A 17,515-nucleotide genomic window follows, 5' to 3' on the forward strand; every position below is an offset into this window, starting at 1 on the left:
AAAATACAGTTTATTTTAAAGCTGAAAAACGAATCCTAACAGGTTTTGAAAACATGTTAGGTTTCGCGTATAATTAATCTACCCAATCTGCAATAAATAAATTGGTATCATGTGTTCCGTTATTATTTCGGTTTGAAGAAAAAACTATTTTTTTACCATCTGGAGAAAACATTGGAAAAGCATCAAAAACAGTATCAAAAGTAATTTGCTCTAATCCTGAACCATCCACATTAATCATAAATAAATTAAAACTATGTTTCGTTTTATGGTTAGATGAAAAAATAACTTTTTTACCTGAAGGATGAAAAAATGGTGCCCAATTTGCACTTCCTAAATTGGTAATTTTACGTAAATCGCTACCATCAATATTACATACATATAATTCCATATTAGTTGGCTGCACCAAACCTTCTGCTAATAAATCTTTGTATTCTTTAATCTCCTCTTCAGTTTTAGGACGAGAAGAACGGAAAATTAATTTTGTTCCATCAGGAGAGAAAAAAGCACCACCATCGTACCCTAATTCATTAGTAACTTGTTTTACATCAGATCCATCAATATTCATTGTAAATAATTCCAAATCACCTGTTCTTGTAGAAGTAAAAACAATTTTATCACCTTTTGGAGAAACTGTTGGTTCTGCATCATAACCATCTTCAAAAGTTAATTGTTTTAGTTGATTTCCTTTTGTATCCGCAACAAATATGTCAAAACCTTTATAAACTGGCCAAATATATTTGTTTCCATAATCTTCTTTTTTGGGTGCTGGTGGACAGTTTTCGTCGGCTAAATGTGTAGATGAATAAATAATTGTTTCATTACCTGGTAAAAAATAACTACACGTAGTTCTTCCTAAACCTGTACTTACTAATTGAGGTTTTTCACCATTACTTAAATCGTCATTTATATCCATAGTAAAAATTTGGTCACATTCTAAATCCCATACATTACTAGCCTGAAAAACTAATTTCTTATTATCAAAACTCCAATAAGCCTCGGCATTATCCCCGCCAAAAGTTAACTGCTTAATGTTTTTTAAATGTTTTTCTTGCGGATAATGTAATGTGTTTACAATTTTAGTAGCTCCAGATTTTGCATCGTAACTTGTTTTGTTTTGTTTAGATTTACATCCAAAGAATGCTATTGAAAGTAACATAACCGAGATTTTTAATTTCATAATTTAATTTGTTTGATTTCAAAAATACAATTTTATGAATGAATTTAGAAATAATTAAATTTATGTATTTTTGCGCACTTAATTTTTTGATTTGGTAAAAATAGGAGATATAGAATTAAACGATTTTCCGTTATTGTTAGCACCAATGGAAGATGTGAGCGACCCACCGTTTAGAGCATTATGTAAAGAACAAGGAGCTGATGTGGTGTATACTGAATTTATTTCAAGTGAGGGATTAATACGTGATGCAGCAAAAAGCAGGAAAAAATTGGATATTTATGAAAAAGAACGTCCAGTTGGTATTCAAATTTTTGGGGCAAATTTAGAATCTATGTTAAGAACGGTTGAGATTGTAGAGCAGTCTAATCCGGATATTATTGATATAAATTTTGGTTGTCCAGTAAAAAAAGTTGTGAGCAAAGGAGCTGGCGCTGGTATTTTAAAGGATATTGATTTAATGGTGAGTTTAACTAAAGCTATGGTTAAACATACTAATTTACCCATAACTGTTAAAACTAGATTGGGCTGGGATGAGTCTTCTATAAAAATTGTTGAAGTTGCTGAACGTTTACAAGATGTTGGCTGTGCAGCAATTTCTATTCACGGAAGAACACGTGCACAAATGTATAAAGGTAGTGCAAATTGGGCTCCAATAGCTGAAGTTAAAAATAACTCGAGAATGCATATTCCTGTATTTGGAAATGGAGATGTAAATACGCCTGAAAAAGCTATGGAAATGCGCGATAAATTTGGTTTGGATGGCGCAATGATTGGACGAGCAAGTATTGGGAATCCTTGGTTTTTTAAACAAGTAAAACACTTTTTTGAAACTGGTGAACATTTACCTGAAATAACAATTGCTGATAGGGTTGAAATGGCAAAACGTCATTTACAGCTTGAAATTGACTGGAAAGAAAGTGAAATTGTGGGCGTTATGGAAACTCGTAGGCATTATACCAACTATTTTAAAGGAATTCCACATTTTAAAGAATACCGTTTAAAAATGGTTACTTCAGATAGTGCACAGGATGTTTTTAATGTTTTTGAAGAGGTTTTGCAGAAATTTGCGTAATTATGTTACAAAGAGGCAAAGTTACAGCGGTGCAAAGGTTAAAGTGCTTTTTGATTAAAACCTATAAAATAAGGTTATTTCACTTTCCTATTTAATTCCCCTTTTGGAGGTTAGGGAAATTATTCTACCAATTTTTTAGAAATTCTACTACTCGCAATTAAGGAAGCTAAATAGCCTAATACTAACATAGTTACTACTACTGAAAATACATTGAAAAATGTAAATTCAACAGGATATGCTAAATGTTGAGTTATCATAAATAGTGCATATTTTTTTTGTAATAACACTAATAAAATTCCGATTGAAAGCCCAATAATTAACCCAAAAAGTGATAATAAAAATCCTTGTAAAATAAATACGCGCTTAATTTCTCTAATAGTTGCTCCTAAGCTATAGAGTGTTTTTAAGTTGTCTTTCTTATCTAAAATCATCATAATTATAGCACCAATAACATTGAATAATGCAATAATTAAAATTAATGTAAAAATTAAATACGAAGCCAAATTTTCAGTATTCAACATTTTGTAAAAAACAGCATTTAACTGTTCTCTGGTTTCAATATTAAAGTCGGATCCCAGTTTGTTTTTTAATTCTAAAATAATTTCATCTCTGTTATCAATATCATTAACTTTTAGCTCAATTGCTGAAATTTGTTCGGACTTATAATTCAATAAGGTTTGCGCCAAATCTAAAGAAATAAAGGTGAATTTTTTATCAATTTCATCCGTTAAAGCAAAAATACCTATCGGCTGAGTTTCAATTTGATTGAAAGCATTTTTTGGATTTAACTCGTATCCTTTCCCTGGTTTTGGAACATAAATTTTTAAAGGTTCCATAAAATCGAAAATACCTACTGACAGTATATTAGAAATACCGTTACCAACTACTGCTCCTATAGGAATTTCTTTATCTAACCATGTACCAACATATACGGTTGAGTCTATTCTGTTTACTTTAGAATAGTTGCTATCTACGCCTTTTATATAAGCAATATGTGTTTTTTTATTGAATTCAAAAAAAGCACGTTCTTCAATTATTTTAGAATAAGAAGCAATACCTAACTGATTGTCAATATTTTCTTTTATTATTTCATTAAATAAAAACGATTTCCCTTTTACAGAAGTAATTTTTATATCAGGATCTGAAGTATTTAAAAAACCAATACTAAATGTTCTTAAACCTGAAAAACCTGAAAGTACAATAAACAAGGCTAATGTGCCAATAATTACACCAATTGCTGCAATAATTGTAATAATATTTATTGTGTTATTGCTGCTTTTTGAAAATAAATATCGTTTAGCTATGTATAAAGGAAAATTCAAGTTATCGTTTTTGACGTTTGTCTAAAATATCCGGATTTTTAATTGGATTATCTTTTTTGCCTTGCAAAGCATTGTCAATATCTTCAATATAATCTAAACTATCATCAATAAAAAAAGATAATTCCGGCATACGTCTAAGTTGATCGCGAGTTCGCTTAGCCATTTCATAGCGAATTGAAGAAGTGTTTTCCTGTACTCCTTTTAGTATAATTTCGCGTTTTAACTGAGGAAAAACACTAATATAAACTTTTGCCTGCCCTAAATCTGAGGTAACTTGTACTTTGGTAACAGATATAATAACGCCCTTCATTCCGTCTCGTGCTGCATTTTGTAACACTTCTGCCAAGTCCTTTTGTAAAACTCCTGCTATTTTCTTTTGTCTGTTTGTTTCCATTTTGCAAAAATAAGATTTAAATGTACACAATTTCTGTTTTTACTTACCATTGTTTTAAAATTATGTGCTTTTTTAGAGATTTTTAATTTTAATTATTCTGTAACTTTGATTCAAATTTATTTAAAAAGGCAAAAAATGAACAAAATTGAACATATTGGTATTGCAGTAAAAAATCTGGAAAAATCGAATGAATTATTTACAAACCTTTTTGGAAAACCTCATTACAAAGTTGAAACTGTAGAAAGTGAAGGTGTAAAAACATCATTTTTTGAAGCAGGACCAAATAAAATAGAATTATTAGAGGGTACCAATTCGGAAAGTCCTATTTCAAAATTTATTGCAAAAAAAGGAGAAGGAATTCATCATATTGCATTTGCTGTAGCTGATATTTTAAGTGAAGTAAATCGTTTAAAAAAAGAAGGGTTTATTGTTTTAAATGAAACTCCTAAAAAAGGAGCTGATAATAAATTAGTGGTTTTTTTACATCCAAAATCAACAAATGGAGTGTTGATTGAATTGTGTCAAGATGTTAATTAGTATGTGAAAATGAAACGAAGATTAATTTTCATCAGTTCTTTAATAATATTTTTAAGTAGTTTTTTGTTAATTTTTTTTGGCTCAAAATTATTAACAAAACCTTTTATTGAAACAATAGAAATGCCTTTTGGAACAATAATTACCTGGTTAGGTTTAATTGCGTTTCCAACAATTTTATATTCAGGATTCAAAAATATATACAATGCTAATACTAAAGTTTTAAGATTTTTTAAAAAAATAATATTTTTTTTAATTCTATCAGGTTGCTTTTGGGGTGTAATTGGATATTTTTTAGCTGACAATTGGGCTTATAATTTTTCAAACAAAAATGTATTTAGAGGTGGCGAAAGAGCTGCTACTATTTTTTGGAATTTTAGTTATATATTGTTAGTTTTATCTGTATTGGTTTTTATAATCTATCTTTTATATAGTTTCGTTTTGAGGGTTCACAAAAAGAACTAGAAAATTAATAAAATTTGATTGTTTAATTATTTAAAGAAATAATTATATTTTCATGCCAATATTATTTAAAAACAGCATTTAAACAATTAATCCTTTCAACAACAATTTGTATATTGCACCATTAACTAATAATATTTCTTTTGAATAATTCATTTGATAAATATCAAAAAAGAAGATTGCGGTCTTCATACTTTTCAGTAATAATAAGTATTGCTTTGGTGCTGTTTTTAGTTGGATTTTTAGGTCTTATTCTACTAAAAACCAATAGTATTACTAAACACTTTAAAGAAAAAGTGGCACTTACTATTTTTTTAACAGACAATGCAAAATCTAATGACGTTGAGATTTTACAGGCAGAATTAAAAAAAGCTGAATATTCAAAAGAAGTAATTTACATTTCAAAAAAAGATGCCGCTGAAAAATACGCAGCGGAAATTGGTGAAAATTTTGTAGAATTTTTAGGTGATAATCCATTAAAAAATGCGATTGATGTTAGCTTAAAATCGGAGTTTGTAACACCCGAAAAAATGGTTGAAATAGAAAAGCAACTTTTAAATAGAAGCATTGTTGCCGAAGTAGTTTATGATAAACCCTTAATAGAACTATTAACAAAAAACATCAACAGAATAAGTTTTTGGATGCTCTTATTTAGTACTTTATTTACCTTAATTGCAGTTGTACTTATTAATAGTTCAATTCGCCTTTCGGTATATTCAAAAAGATTCACCATTAAAACAATGCAAATGGTTGGGGCAACAAAAGGATTTATTAGAAAACCATTTATTTGGAAAAGCATTAAACTTGGTATTTTGGGAGCGCTTGTTTCAATTGTATGTTTACTCGGATTTATATTTTACATAAACAGAGTAGTCCCTGAAATAGAATTACTTGCAGATTATAAAGTTTTAGCACTATTATTTGTATTTATAATTGCTATGGGTATACTAATTACTTGGATAAGTACGTTTTTTGCTACACAACGTTTTTTAAATTTAAGAACAGACGAACTATATTACTAATACAATGAATAAGAAAAAAGAAGCACATAAAAGCAATTTCCTTTTTGGTAAAAAAAACTATGTAATAATGCTTATTGGATTGGCTTTTATTAGTTTAGGATTTATTCTAATGGCAGGCGGAGGTAGTGATAACCCAGAAATTTTTAACGAAGCTATTTATAATTTTAGAAGAATTAGATTGGCACCAACATTAGTTTTAATAGGTTTAGCTATTGAAATTTACGCCATTATAGTAAAACCTTCAAAATAATTTATGAGTTATATTGAAGCTATAATCTTAGGTATTATTCAAGGATTAACTGAATTTTTACCAGTTTCATCAAGCGGGCATTTAGAAATAGCAAAAGCACTTTTTGGTGATAAATTGTTACCAAATGAAAGTTTAACATTTACAGTTGTATTACATTTTGCAACAGCTTTAAGTACATTAGTTATATTTAGAAAAGAAGTATCTGAAATTATTAAGGGATTGTTTCAATTTAAATGGAATGAAGAATTTCAATTTTCATTAAAAATAATTTTATCAATGATTCCAGCAGTAATTGCCGGTCTTTTTTTTGAAGAAGAATTTGAATCTTTTTTTAGCGGCCAAATTTTGTTGGTAGGTTTTATGCTTATTGTAACCTCTTTACTTTTACTATTTGCTGATAAAGCTAAAAGCACTACAAAAAACGTTTCTTTTTTTAATGCAATTGTAATTGGTATTTCACAAGCATTAGCAATTTTACCAGGTATTTCTAGATCTGGAGCAACAATTTCTTCATCGGTTTTATTAGGAATAGATAGAACAAAAGCTGCACGTTTTTCATTTTTAATGGTAGTACCTCTAATTTTTGGTAAAATTGGTAAAGATCTATTATCTGGTTCAATAAATTTTAATAACGGTCAAATTGGAGTTTTAAGTATTGGGTTTTTAGCATCATTTATAGCTGGGTTATTTGCTTGCAAATGGATGCTTTCAATTGTGAAAAAAAGCAAACTTTCTTATTTTGCATTGTACTGTTTTATTGTTGGAATAATAGCAATTGCAATAACTTTATTAAATAATTAATGAATTTAGAAGATTATAAAAACGGACAAGTTTTATTAATTGATAAACCTTTAAACTGGACTTCTTTTCAAGTAGTTAATAAATTACGCTGGCATATAAAACAACACTTTAAAATTAAAAACATTAAAGTTGGACATGCTGGCACTTTAGATCCGTTAGCAACTGGATTATTAATAATTTGCACAGGTAAATTCACTAAAAAAATTGAAGAATTTCAAGCGCAAGTAAAAGAATATACTGGTGAAATTACCTTAGGAGCCACTACACCAAGCTACGATTTAGAGACAGAAATTGATAGTACTTATCCTATTGAGCATATTACAGAAGCATTAATACACGAAACTTCAAAACAATTTATTGGAGAAATAGCTCAGAAACCACCCATTTTTTCAGCCATAAAAAAAGATGGAAAACGTTTGTATGAATTAGCAAGAGCTGGTGAAACAACTGAAATAAAAGCTAGAAAAATTACAATTTCTGAATTTGAAATAACAAAAATAAACTTTCCTAAAGTTGAATTTAGAGTTGTTTGCAGCAAAGGAACTTACATTCGATCTTTAGCTTATGATTTTGGTATTGCTTTAAATTCCGGTGCACATTTATCAGCACTAAGAAGAACAAAAATTGGTGAGTTTCAAGTTAATAACGCTACAACAATTGATGCGTTTATAGAAAATATTTAAAGCATCGTATACTTTATGAAAAAGCTATTTTTCATTGTTACTTTTTTTGCCAGTTTAATAAGTTATTCTCAACGCGATATTAATTATAATTTTACCATAAATACTACATTCACCGCCAACGAAAATTTTGGTGAATATGATGAATACTTTGATGAAGTTGATTGGGCTTTAATTGTACCGAGAGCAATAATGCTTCGTAACGGGTTTAATGTTAAACTAAATAATTTTGTAGCTGTAGGTATAAATTTAGGGTTTGATTGGCATCCTGACTTGGATGTTTTAGCAATCCCCTATTATCTCGATTCTAAATTTACACTTGTTCAGGTTGATGATGATACATTTTATATTGGTGGTGGAGTTGGAAAATTGTTAAAAATTGGAAAAGCATTTGAAAGAGGTAACTATTATAAAGTGGGAATTGGATATCATATTTCTACTGAAAGTTCACATAGTTTTGTGCTAAATGTAGATTTTCATCAAAAGAAAATTGCTAAATTTGAAAACGGAAGATTAAACAGTCTCTCTTTTGGTTTAGGGATGATATTTTTATAAAAATCTACCTAACCAACTATCCATTATGTTTATTTCCCAATCGTTTTCTAATTCTTCTTTGGTGTTTATCATATTATTAAATACAATTGTTTTCTGAGAAACACCTTTGTTTTTCATCATTTTTTTAAACTCCTTTAAATCTTTGTATTGCACAAATTCACCTTGTTTATAGCAAACATTAATTTTGTCTAATAGCAAAACTTCATACTTAGATTCAAGACTTAAAATAAATGTGGCTAATTTATTATGCGTTTTTAAACTCAAGTTTTTTTCAGAATCGTCCACTGAAATAATAATAAAACGATCATATTTTAATTCAAAAGCACACTTAAAACTTTCATCGTCTGAAGACCAATCATTTAAAAAAGTTTCAATACTTGCTGTTAATTCAGTAATTTCTTGTGGATAAAACTTTCTACTTGAAGGAAACACCCATAATTTACACCATTTTGGAATTTCTTTAAAATCTACAATCATTATTAAAATTTAGGTAGCAAAGGTATTTAAAATAGTTGATTGCTACTTAAGAAGCTCTCAGTAATTCTACTATATCTTTTTGAGTATTAGTTCCCTTGTCTTTATTGTACCAAATTTGTAAATCCTTTTTAAATTCAGCATCTATAATGCCATTTTTTTCTTTGTAATCCAACACCATTTTTGTAGCAACAGAAGGTCTTGGTCCCCAAGAATTAATAACTTCATAGTTATTGTCAACTATTAAAATTTTAGGAATTGATTTGCTTCCATTAGTTAAAAACTGATTCATTAACTCATCATTTTCATCTCTACAAACCACTTTTAAATTAATTTTAGCTGAAGCTTCAGCAATTTTATTAATAACAGGTAATATTTGAGCAGCATCTCCACACCAACCTTCAGCAATTACTAAAAAAGTATAGCCATTTTTTAGTTGATTTAAAGAGTTTTGAGTTTCTTCAGAAATTTTTAATGTTTTATCAAGCCTATCCATTCTCTTATCATTTAACTGGCTATAATTAAAAAGAGCTTCACTTTGCTCAGTTCCTGTAGATTTTCCTTCAACCAAAAGACCTTTAATTAAAGTTCTGTAAGTAGCATATGAAACTCCTCTTCTAATGCTATTTTTTATTAATGTATTATTCATTTGTAGTTCTATTTATAAAAAAAATTAACGTTCTAAATTTAAAAACCTTACCTTTAAAGATGTAGGCTTAATTTTATTACAAAATTAGATTTTGTTTTTAAATAAGAATTGTTACTTTTGTTACAAGTCAAATAAAGATAAAAACATCTTTATATCTGTTTAATGACATTTGTCATATTATAAGTAATTGTGTAATAGTACATTTGCTTAGTTTATTAACATATTATTAATAGTTAAATTATGAAAAATAACAATTTAATTTTCTCGCTTTTAGTAGTAATAGCGATTTTTATTACCTCATGTGGTAATGGAAATAAAAAACAAGAAGTTAGTGAAAAGCAAACCGAGACTAGCTCTGATGCTCAAGGACAATCGGGTGTGGTAGATGATGTTTCAGCTGCAAATGCGTTGCAAGTAGCGAAATCAATTGACGATTTTTCAACCTTAGTTGCAGCAATTGAAGCTGCAGGTGTTGAAGATGCAGTTGTAAATGTAGGGCCATTAACCATTTTTGCTCCTATAAACGCAGCCTTTGATAAACTTCCTGAAGGAACTGTTTCAAGTTTATTGTTACCTGAAAACAAAGCTAAATTGGCCTTTATTTTAATAAACCATGTGGCACCTGCAAATTATCCTGATACGCAATTAGCTAAAGAAGCGAAAAAAGGACGAAAATTATATATGGCTTCGGGTAAATATTTAATTGTTGAACAAAAGGAAGATGGGCTTTATGTTGGAGGTACAAAAATTTTGAAAACAGTGCAAGTTAGTAATGGCTGGATACACGTAATTGATAATGTATTAGTGCCAGAAGAATAAAATAATTAAAGTAAAAATAAAAAATAATAGAATGAAATTAAAAATATTAGTATTAATTATTGCTGTTGCATTTATATCAAGTTGTGGAGGTGAAGGTAAAAAGGCGGAAAAAGTTGCAGAACCTGAAGCAGTAGCAAAAGAAGTTGCTGAAGTTGATCCGATGGAAGATAAGGGAGTTGGACCAATTACAAGCATTACACTTTCCAAAATTGATGAAACATTGGCAGTTGAAGGAAAGGCTTTATTTGTGTCAAAATGTTCTGCTTGCCATAAAATTAGTAAAAGAGTAGTTGGGCCAGCTTTGCTTGGAATAACTGAAAGACGTTCTCCAGAATGGATTATGAACATGATTTTAAATCCAGAAGAAATGGTGGCTAAAAATCCAACAGCTAAAAAATTATTAGAAGAATATTTAGCTCCAATGGCCAATCAAAGTTTAACAGAAAATGAAGCTAGAGCAATTTTAGAATACTTTAGAACAAAAACAGCTTCAACTAAAGAAGAATAGGAGATTAAACAAAAATTAACAACAAACAAATAGTATAATATGAAAACAATTTTTAAATCTTTATTAGCAATTACAGTACTTTCTTTAGTGCTAAGTAGTTGTGGAAATGGAGGCTCAGAAAAAGGATCTCAAGGAGCATTGTCAAGCAGTGCTGCGGAGAAAGTTTATGTAGCTCCGGGAGAACACGATGAATTTTATGCATTCGTATCAGGTGGTTTTAGTGGTCAGTTAGCTGTTTATGGATTGCCATCAGGTAGATTATTTAAAGTAATTCCGGTTTTTTCAGTAGATGCTGAAAAAGCATATGGTTTTAATGAAGAAACAAAACCTATGTTAAATACTTCTCATGGATTTATTCCTTGGGATGATTCACATCATCCGGATATTTCTCAAACAGCAGGTGAGTTAGATGGAAGATATGTTTTTATTAATGGAAATAATACGCCTCGTATTGCAAAAATTGATTTAACCACTTTTGAAACAACAGAAATTATTGAAATTCCTAATTCAGCAGGTAATCACAGTTCATCTTTTGTAACCGAAAATACAGAATATGTTGTTGCAGGAACTCGTTTTAGTGTTCCTTATCCACAAAAAGATATGCCTATAGATGAATATAAAGGTAATTTTAAAGGAGCTTTAACTTTTATAGCTGTAGATCCAAAGGATGGAGCAATGGATATCAAGTTTCAAATTATGATGCCTGGTTTTAACTATGATTTATCTCATCCAGGAAGAGGGGATTCTCACGGATGGTTTTTCTTTACAACTTATAATACAGAGGAAGCAAACTCATTGTTAGAAGTTAATGCTTCACAAAATGATAAAGATTTTATTGCTGCAATAAATTGGAAAAAAATTGAAGAATATGTAAATAACGGTGGAGGAACAAAAGCTCCTGCAAAATATGCACATAATGTTTATGATGAAGAAACTCATGCAGCAACAACAACTATGAAAGATGAAATAGTAATTGTAAATCCTAGTGATGTTCCCGGAGCAATTTATTTTATGCCAACTCCTAAATCTCCACATGGTTGTGATGTTGATCCTTCAGGTGAATACATTGTAGGAAGTGGTAAATTGGCTGCTGAGTTAACAATACATTCATTTAGTAAAATGATAAAAGCTATAGATGAGAAAAAATTTGATGGAGATGCATATGGAATTCCAATTTTGCAATATGAGGCAACTTTAGCTGGATCAGTTAAACAACCGGGTTTAGGTCCACTGCATACAGAATTTGATGGTAAAGGAAACGCATATACAACATTCTTCATCTCTTCTGAAGTAGTAAAATGGAAATTAGGAACTTGGGAAGTTATTGATAGAAAACCAACCTATTATTCAGTTGGTCACTTAATGATTCCTGGAGGAAATTCAAGAAAACCATTTGGTAAATATGTATTAGCTATGAACAAAATTACAAAAGACCGTTATATACCAACTGGTCCGGAAGTAACACAATCAGCTCAATTATATGATATTTCCGGAGATAAAATGGAATTGTTATTAGATTTTCCAACTATTGGAGAACCTCATTATGCAGCAGGTATTCCAGCGAGTATTTTAGAAGCCAATTCAAAAAAAATATTTAAATTAGAAGAAAGTAAACATAAATATGTTACCAAATCTGAGGCAGAAGCTAAAGTAGTACGAGATGGAAATGAAGTACATATTTATATGACCATGATTCGTTCGCATTTTGCTCCTGATAATATTGAAGGTGTTCAGGTTGGCGATAAAGTTTATTTCCATGTTACTAATCTTGAGCAAGATTATGATGTGCCACATGGAATTGCAATGATTGGAGCAAACACATCAGAATTATTAATAATGCCAGGACAAACAGAAACATTTATTTGGGAACCTAAACAAATTGGTGTTTGGCCATTTTATTGTACAGATTTCTGTTCTGCATTGCATCAAGAAATGCAAGGTTATGTTAGAGTATCTCCAAAAGGATCCAATGTTCCTTTAACGTATACTTTAGATGGCGATGCAGTTGATGCAGAATAATATTCTTTTTTTAGATTGATTTTAAAGAGAACCTAAACGGGCAGAGAGTTAATTATTCTTGCCCGTTTTTAATAAAATTTGATATGAAAAATTTTTCATGCTGCTTACACGAATCGTCTCCTTAAGTTTTATTTGAATAGAATAAATAAAAAGAATTTTAATTAAAACTTAATAATAATGAAAAAATCTAAATTGTTAATGATTGTAGGTTCCCTACTTTTATTGGGCTTATTTGTATTTCCTTTATGGAATATCACCTTAGAAGCACCTCAGTATCCAATTCCGTTAGGAATGGACATTCATATTAATAAATTTTCCGACACTCATGAATTCGATATAAAAAACATCAATTTAATGAACCATTATGTTGGTATGCAATACATTCCTGAAAACATTCCAGAGTTTAAAATATTTCCTTGGGTTATTGGTATTATGGTAGTTTTAGGTGTAACTATAGGTTTTATAGGTAACTATAAATTATTTATATTATGGTTAATTTTAATGTGTTTATTAGGTACTGCAGGAATGTACGATTTTTACTTATGGGAGTACGATTACGGTCATAATTTAAACCCAAAAGCCATTATGAATTTTAAAAATCCAGATGGTTCAGTAATGGGATTTCAGCCACCGCTTTTTGGTACAAAATACATTTTAAATTTTACAGCACACTCGTATCCACGAACAGGCGCTTATCTTATGTTTGTTGGTTTATTAATGACTTTTGTAGCCTTTTTTGTTGGTAAAAAGGAAGCAAAGGAATAAATAATATATACATTAAAACAAGTGTATTTTTAAAAAATATACTTGTTTTAATGTATATTTAAATCTAAAAAATCAAAATAATGAAATTCAAATTTCTGAAACCAATTATTGGTGCGTTTATACTATTGTTTACCATTTCTTGTAAAGTTGAACCAGAATCTATTGTATATGGAGAAGATCAATGTAGTTTTTGCAGGATGAATATAGTTGATAAAACACATGCTGCTCAATTTGTAACTAAAAAAGGGAAGCAGTTTAAATTTGATGCAATTGAGTGCTTAGTGAACGATTTAAGTGAAAAAAACGAAGCGAATTTATCTCTTATTTTAGTGGCTAATTATGGAAATCCAGGAGAAATGATTGATGCTAAAACCGCAATGTATTTAATTAGTTCGGCAATTAAAAGTCCTATGGGAGCCAATCTTTCAGCAGTAGAAAATTCAGAAAAAATAAATGAATTACAACAACAATATTCAGGGAAAACATATACTTGGGTATCTTTAAAAAAACATTTTTCTAATAACTAATAATGAAAAATAATAGTCTACTTTTTTTTCTGTTTTTTATAAGTTTTGTTCAAGCAAAACAAATTGAGGTTTGCGAAAGTTGTTCTATTAAATCAATAAGGGAAGCTTTGGAAATTGCAGAGAATGGTGATGAAGTACTTATTAAAACAGGATTGTATAAAGAGCATGGATTAATTGTTAACAAGTCAGTAGTTTTAAAAGGTGAAAAAGGTGCTGTAATTGATGGGGAAGAAGTTGGTGAAATTTTTACTATTGAAGCAGATAACTTCACAATTAGAAATTTAAAGATAATTAATGTTGGTTCCAGTTATACAGTTGACTATTCGGCTATTAAAGTTGTTAAAGCTCATGATTTTATAATTGAAGATTGTACTTTTGAAAGTGTTTTTTTTGGAATTTTAATTGAAAAATCTGAAAATGGAATTATTCGAAATAATAAAATTTCAAGTAATCGTAAAAGTGAAGCCAGCTCTGGAAATGGCATTCATATTTGGGATGGTGATAACATGGAGGTTTACAACAACCAGTTGTCCGGTTTGCGAGACGGAATTTATTTTGAATTTGTAAAAAACAGTATTGTATATAATAATTTAAGTACTAATAATTTACGTTATGGATTGCATTTTATGTTTTCAAATAAAAATGAATACCACCATAACGAGTTTAGAAATAACGGAGCAGGCGTTGCTGTAATGTTTTCTAAATTTATTAGTATGCATCATAATAAATTTAGACTCAACTGGGGATCTGCTTCTTATGGTTTGTTATTAAAAGAAATTTATGATGCCGAAATTTATAATAACTTATTTGAAGAAAATACAATAGGAGTTAATGGAGAAGGATGCACTAGAATTAATTACAAAAACAACACTTTTTTACGCAACGGTTGGGCAATAAAAATTGCGGGTGCTTGCTATACTAATATTTTCACAAATAATGATTTTATGTATAATTCGTTGGATTTAGCATACAATTCTAAGGTGAATGATAATAAGTTTGAAAACAATTATTGGAGCGAGTATACAGGCTACGATTTGGATAAAAATGGAATTGGAGACATTCCTTATCGGCCTGTAAAACTATTTTCTTACATTGTAAATAAAACCCCTGAAGCATTGGTTTTATTAAGAAGTTTATTTGTGGATATTATAAATTTTTCGGAAAAAGTATCACCTGTGTTTACGCCAGATGATTTGATGGATGAAAACCCTAAAATGAAAAGAATAAATGATTCAATTTAAAAATTTACACAAACGTTTTGGGAAATTGGCGGTTTTAGACGGCCTGGATCTAAGCATTAAAAAAGGTGGGATTTTCGCTATCCTTGGACCAAACGGTTCAGGTAAAACAACGCTAATAAAATGTTTATTAGGAATGGTAATTCCCCAAAAAGGAGACATATTTTATAACGATAAAAGTGTTTTAAAAAAATGGAGTTATAGAAACGAATTAAACTATTTACCACAAATTGCTAATTTTCCACCCAATTTATCAGTACAGGAATTAATTGAAATGGTTAAAAATCTTCGACCAAAAGAATCAAATGAGCAAGAACTAATTGATTTGTTTGGATTGAATGATTCCTTGCAAAAAAAATTGGGAAATCTTTCCGGTGGAACAAAACAAAAGGTAAATATTGTTTTAACTTTTATGTTTGATAGTAATTTAATTATCCTAGATGAGCCAACAAACGGGTTAGATCCAATAGCGCTAATTCATTTAAAAGAACTCATTAAAAAAGAAAAGGAAAAAGGGAAAACTATTTTAATTACCACACACATTATGAGCTTTGTAAATGAAGTTGCCGATGAAATTGTATTTTTGTTAGATGGAAAAATATACTTTAAGGGAGCTATAGATGAGCTTAAAAAACAAACAAACAATGACGATTTAGAACATGCAATTGCTAATTTAATATCGAAACAATATGCTTAAAATATTAAAATACAGTTTTTATGATTTAATGCGTAGCCGTTGGAGTTACGTTTATTTTCTATTTTATTTATTGTTGGGATTTGTACTGTTGTTTTTAAATAATGATGTTAATAAAGCGGTTATCACCTTAATGAATATTATCATTGTTTTAACTCCGTTAATTGGAACCATATTTGGGGTTATGTATTATTATAACTCTAAAGAATTTACCGAATTGTTGTTGGCGCAGCCTATAAACAGAAGTAAAATATTTATGGGGCAATATCTTGGTATTTCAATTTCATTAACATTAAGTTTAGTTTTAGGTTTAGGAATTCCTTTTGTTTTATACGGATTGTTTAAATCTACTGCAATATTTAATTTTAGTTTATTGTTGGTAGTTGGTACTTTTTTGAATTTTATTTTTGTTGCACTTTCATATAATATTGCACTTTCTACTGAAAATAAAATTAAAGGTTTTGGATATGCTATTTTAATGTGGCTTTTTTTAGCAGTTGTTTATGATGGTATTTTCCTAATTTCTTTAGTGATGTTTAATGAATATCCATTAGATAAATTTTCTTTGGTAGCAACAATGTTTAATCCTATTGATTTATCACGAATATTAATTTTATTAAAGTTAGATATTTCTGCTTTATTGGGATATACAGGAGCGGTATTTCGTAAATTTTTTGGAACAAATTTAGGAATGTTACTTTCAATGTTAATTTTGGTTTTTTGGGTGTTAATTCCAATTGTTAGAATGAATTTCAAGCTTCGAAAAAAAGATTTCTAGAATTACTTTTTTAGTGTGAATCTAGTGTTCTATTTTTGTTGTAAATTTATATAACGTACTATGGAAAATAATTTATCAGGTTCAAATTTTAGTCAAAAACAATTAGACTTAAGTCATAACATTTCAGTTTATTTAACGAAGGTTTATAATTGGATGGCTATTGCATTACTGCTAACAGGTTTGGTTGCATATTTTACTTCGCAATCAGAAATGATGATGAAAGCAATAATTGGAAATAGAATATTATTTTTTGGATTAATTATTGGCGAATTGGCTTTAGTTGGCTATATTTCTGCAAGAATAAATAAGTTGAGTTCCTATAATGCTACCTTACTATTTTTAGCATATACTGCTTTAAATGGATTAACAATGGCTGTTATTTTTCTTGTTTATACTTCAGCATCTATTTCAACAACATTTATTATTACAGCAGGAACTTTTGGAGTTATGAGTTTATATGGTTATTACACAAAAAGTGATTTAACCAAGATTGGAAACTTGGCATTTATGGCTCTAATAGGTATAATAATTGCTTCAGTTGTAAATATGTTTATGAATAGTGAAGTGATGTCTTGGATTATTTCATATTTAGGAGTTGCAATATTTATAGGGTTAACAGCCTATGATACTCAAAAGCTAAAAAGAATTGCAATGAATGGATTTGAAAATGAAGAAAGTATGGAAAAAAATGCCATTTTGGGAGCACTAACTTTATACCTTGATTTTATTAACTTATTTCTGTTTTTATTGAGAATTTTAGGAAATAGAAAATAGA

General features: G+C 29.2%; 22 protein-coding genes. 16 read left to right on the forward strand and 6 right to left on the reverse strand.

Going from position 1 to position 17,515, the window contains the following annotated elements:
• Window positions 1-73: 73 nt before the first annotated feature.
• Window positions 74-1,177, reverse strand: coding sequence for a TolB family protein (locus BX611_RS12630; RefSeq protein WP_115881806.1), 1,104 nt, complete (start codon window positions 1,175-1,177; stop codon window positions 74-76).
• Window positions 1,178-1,268: 91 nt separating this feature from the next.
• Here BX611_RS12630 and dusB point away from each other — a divergent pair, with 91 nt between their 5' ends.
• Window positions 1,269-2,249, forward strand: coding sequence for a tRNA dihydrouridine synthase DusB (gene dusB, locus BX611_RS12635; protein ID WP_115881808.1), 981 nt, complete (start codon window positions 1,269-1,271; stop codon window positions 2,247-2,249).
• 119 nt (window positions 2,250-2,368) lie between these two features.
• Here dusB and BX611_RS12640 read toward each other — a convergent pair whose 3' ends face one another.
• A complete protein-coding gene (locus tag BX611_RS12640; RefSeq protein WP_115881810.1) occupies window positions 2,369-3,571 on the reverse strand; it encodes an ABC transporter permease in 1,203 nt (400 codons plus the stop codon).
• A 1-nt stretch (window position 3,572) separates the two neighbouring features.
• On the reverse strand, window positions 3,573-3,965 hold the full coding sequence (gene rbfA, locus BX611_RS12645) for a 30S ribosome-binding factor RbfA (RefSeq protein WP_115881812.1): 393 nt from the start codon (window positions 3,963-3,965) through the stop codon (window positions 3,573-3,575).
• Between the two features lie 135 nt (window positions 3,966-4,100).
• On the opposite strand from rbfA, the gene mce reads away from it, so the two are divergent.
• On the forward strand, window positions 4,101-4,502 hold the full coding sequence (gene mce, locus BX611_RS12650; RefSeq protein ID WP_115881814.1) for a methylmalonyl-CoA epimerase: 402 nt from the start codon (window positions 4,101-4,103) through the stop codon (window positions 4,500-4,502).
• Here the strand turns inward: mce and BX611_RS14970 are convergent.
• The gene (locus tag BX611_RS14970; protein WP_147296424.1) at window positions 4,499-4,804 is read right to left on the reverse strand and encodes a hypothetical protein; all 306 of its coding nucleotides are present in this window, start codon (window positions 4,802-4,804) and stop codon (window positions 4,499-4,501) included. The genes mce and BX611_RS14970 overlap by 4 nt on opposite strands.
• Window positions 4,805-5,104: 300 nt before the next feature.
• On the opposite strand from BX611_RS14970, the gene BX611_RS12660 reads away from it, so the two are divergent.
• Genes BX611_RS12660 through BX611_RS12680 form a run of 5 tightly spaced genes read left to right on the forward strand, consistent with a single transcriptional unit; the run spans window position 5,105 to window position 8,269 of the window.
• Complete coding sequence (locus BX611_RS12660; RefSeq protein WP_115881818.1) at window positions 5,105-5,983, forward strand: cell division protein FtsX; 879 nt, start codon at window positions 5,105-5,107, stop codon at window positions 5,981-5,983.
• A gap of 4 nt (window positions 5,984-5,987) precedes the next feature.
• Window positions 5,988-6,233, forward strand: a complete 246-nt coding sequence (locus tag BX611_RS12665; RefSeq protein ID WP_115881820.1) for a DUF3098 domain-containing protein — start codon at window positions 5,988-5,990, stop codon at window positions 6,231-6,233.
• Window positions 6,234-6,236: 3 nt separating this feature from the next.
• Window positions 6,237-7,034 (forward strand): undecaprenyl-diphosphate phosphatase, encoded by a 798-nt coding sequence (locus BX611_RS12670; protein ID WP_115881822.1) that lies wholly within the window; start codon window positions 6,237-6,239, stop codon window positions 7,032-7,034.
• Window positions 7,034-7,717, forward strand: a complete 684-nt coding sequence (gene truB, locus BX611_RS12675) for a tRNA pseudouridine(55) synthase TruB (protein WP_115881824.1) — start codon at window positions 7,034-7,036, stop codon at window positions 7,715-7,717. The genes BX611_RS12670 and truB overlap by 1 nt, the downstream gene beginning before the upstream one ends.
• A gap of 15 nt (window positions 7,718-7,732) precedes the next feature.
• Complete coding sequence (locus BX611_RS12680) at window positions 7,733-8,269, forward strand: hypothetical protein (protein WP_115881826.1); 537 nt, start codon at window positions 7,733-7,735, stop codon at window positions 8,267-8,269.
• Here the strand turns inward: BX611_RS12680 and BX611_RS12685 are convergent.
• Together BX611_RS12685 and BX611_RS12690 are read right to left on the reverse strand one after the other, a co-directional pair.
• Complete coding sequence (locus BX611_RS12685) at window positions 8,264-8,746, reverse strand: ABC transporter ATPase (protein WP_115881828.1); 483 nt, start codon at window positions 8,744-8,746, stop codon at window positions 8,264-8,266. The two genes, BX611_RS12680 and BX611_RS12685, sit on opposite strands and share 6 nt — an antisense overlap.
• Before the next feature lie 46 nt (window positions 8,747-8,792).
• Complete coding sequence (locus BX611_RS12690; RefSeq protein WP_115881830.1) at window positions 8,793-9,392, reverse strand: thioredoxin family protein; 600 nt, start codon at window positions 9,390-9,392, stop codon at window positions 8,793-8,795.
• 240 nt (window positions 9,393-9,632) lie between these two features.
• Here BX611_RS12690 and BX611_RS12695 point away from each other — a divergent pair, with 240 nt between their 5' ends.
• The 9 genes from BX611_RS12695 to BX611_RS12735 all read left to right on the forward strand — a co-directional run bounded on the left by BX611_RS12695 (window position 9,633) and on the right by BX611_RS12735 (window position 17,514).
• Window positions 9,633-10,211 (forward strand): fasciclin domain-containing protein, encoded by a 579-nt coding sequence (locus BX611_RS12695; protein WP_115881832.1) that lies wholly within the window; start codon window positions 9,633-9,635, stop codon window positions 10,209-10,211.
• A gap of 31 nt (window positions 10,212-10,242) precedes the next feature.
• Window positions 10,243-10,719, forward strand: a complete 477-nt coding sequence (locus tag BX611_RS12700; RefSeq protein WP_115881834.1) for a c-type cytochrome — start codon at window positions 10,243-10,245, stop codon at window positions 10,717-10,719.
• A 39-nt stretch (window positions 10,720-10,758) separates the two neighbouring features.
• Complete coding sequence (gene nosZ, locus BX611_RS12705; RefSeq protein WP_115881836.1) at window positions 10,759-12,738, forward strand: Sec-dependent nitrous-oxide reductase; 1,980 nt, start codon at window positions 10,759-10,761, stop codon at window positions 12,736-12,738.
• A 177-nt stretch (window positions 12,739-12,915) separates the two neighbouring features.
• A complete protein-coding gene (locus tag BX611_RS12710) occupies window positions 12,916-13,503 on the forward strand; it encodes a hypothetical protein (RefSeq protein ID WP_115881838.1) in 588 nt (195 codons plus the stop codon).
• A gap of 80 nt (window positions 13,504-13,583) precedes the next feature.
• Window positions 13,584-14,030: a nitrous oxide reductase accessory protein NosL gene (locus BX611_RS12715; RefSeq protein ID WP_115881840.1), complete on the forward strand. Its 447-nt coding sequence runs from the start codon at window positions 13,584-13,586 to the stop codon at window positions 14,028-14,030.
• Window positions 14,031-14,032: 2 nt separating this feature from the next.
• Window positions 14,033-15,271, forward strand: a complete 1,239-nt coding sequence (locus BX611_RS12720; protein WP_115881842.1) for a nitrous oxide reductase family maturation protein NosD — start codon at window positions 14,033-14,035, stop codon at window positions 15,269-15,271.
• Window positions 15,258-15,965 carry an ABC transporter ATP-binding protein gene (locus tag BX611_RS12725; protein WP_115881844.1) on the forward strand — a complete coding sequence of 236 codons (708 nt, stop codon included), beginning with the start codon at window positions 15,258-15,260 and terminating at the stop codon, window positions 15,963-15,965. Before BX611_RS12720 ends, BX611_RS12725 begins: the two co-directional genes overlap by 14 nt.
• Window positions 15,958-16,740: an ABC transporter permease gene (locus tag BX611_RS12730; protein ID WP_115881846.1), complete on the forward strand. Its 783-nt coding sequence runs from the start codon at window positions 15,958-15,960 to the stop codon at window positions 16,738-16,740. Before BX611_RS12725 ends, BX611_RS12730 begins: the two co-directional genes overlap by 8 nt.
• Before the next feature lie 60 nt (window positions 16,741-16,800).
• On the forward strand, window positions 16,801-17,514 hold the full coding sequence (locus BX611_RS12735) for a Bax inhibitor-1/YccA family protein (protein WP_115881848.1): 714 nt from the start codon (window positions 16,801-16,803) through the stop codon (window positions 17,512-17,514).
• The last annotated feature ends 1 nt before the right edge of the window (window position 17,515 follow it).

The organism is Lutibacter oceani (genome assembly GCF_003384935.1).
In the GTDB taxonomy this organism is placed as follows: domain Bacteria; phylum Bacteroidota; class Bacteroidia; order Flavobacteriales; family Flavobacteriaceae; genus Lutibacter; species Lutibacter oceani.

Excerpts from the sequence above, each read along its gene's own strand:
- BX611_RS12630 (WP_115881806.1), bottom strand. The coding sequence starts at position 1,177 with ATGAAATTAAAAATCTCGGTTATGTTACTTTCAATAGCATTCTTTGGA.
- rbfA (WP_115881812.1), bottom strand. The coding sequence starts at position 3,965 with ATGGAAACAAACAGACAAAAGAAAATAGCAGGAGTTTTACAAAAGGAC.
- mce (WP_115881814.1), top strand. The coding sequence starts at position 4,101 with ATGAACAAAATTGAACATATTGGTATTGCAGTAAAAAATCTGGAAAAA.
- BX611_RS12665 (WP_115881820.1), top strand. The coding sequence starts at position 5,988 with ATGAATAAGAAAAAAGAAGCACATAAAAGCAATTTCCTTTTTGGTAAA.
- BX611_RS12670 (WP_115881822.1), top strand. The coding sequence starts at position 6,237 with ATGAGTTATATTGAAGCTATAATCTTAGGTATTATTCAAGGATTAACT.
- truB (WP_115881824.1), top strand. The coding sequence starts at position 7,034 with ATGAATTTAGAAGATTATAAAAACGGACAAGTTTTATTAATTGATAAA.
- BX611_RS12680 (WP_115881826.1), top strand. The coding sequence starts at position 7,733 with ATGAAAAAGCTATTTTTCATTGTTACTTTTTTTGCCAGTTTAATAAGT.
- BX611_RS12685 (WP_115881828.1), bottom strand. The coding sequence starts at position 8,746 with ATGATTGTAGATTTTAAAGAAATTCCAAAATGGTGTAAATTATGGGTG.
- BX611_RS12690 (WP_115881830.1), bottom strand. The coding sequence starts at position 9,392 with ATGAATAATACATTAATAAAAAATAGCATTAGAAGAGGAGTTTCATAT.
- BX611_RS12695 (WP_115881832.1), top strand. The coding sequence starts at position 9,633 with ATGAAAAATAACAATTTAATTTTCTCGCTTTTAGTAGTAATAGCGATT.
- BX611_RS12700 (WP_115881834.1), top strand. The coding sequence starts at position 10,243 with ATGAAATTAAAAATATTAGTATTAATTATTGCTGTTGCATTTATATCA.
- nosZ (WP_115881836.1), top strand. The coding sequence starts at position 10,759 with ATGAAAACAATTTTTAAATCTTTATTAGCAATTACAGTACTTTCTTTA.
- BX611_RS12710 (WP_115881838.1), top strand. The coding sequence starts at position 12,916 with ATGAAAAAATCTAAATTGTTAATGATTGTAGGTTCCCTACTTTTATTG.
- BX611_RS12715 (WP_115881840.1), top strand. The coding sequence starts at position 13,584 with ATGAAATTCAAATTTCTGAAACCAATTATTGGTGCGTTTATACTATTG.
- BX611_RS12720 (WP_115881842.1), top strand. The coding sequence starts at position 14,033 with ATGAAAAATAATAGTCTACTTTTTTTTCTGTTTTTTATAAGTTTTGTT.
- BX611_RS12725 (WP_115881844.1), top strand. The coding sequence starts at position 15,258 with ATGATTCAATTTAAAAATTTACACAAACGTTTTGGGAAATTGGCGGTT.
- BX611_RS12730 (WP_115881846.1), top strand. The coding sequence starts at position 15,958 with ATGCTTAAAATATTAAAATACAGTTTTTATGATTTAATGCGTAGCCGT.
- BX611_RS12735 (WP_115881848.1), top strand. The coding sequence starts at position 16,801 with ATGGAAAATAATTTATCAGGTTCAAATTTTAGTCAAAAACAATTAGAC.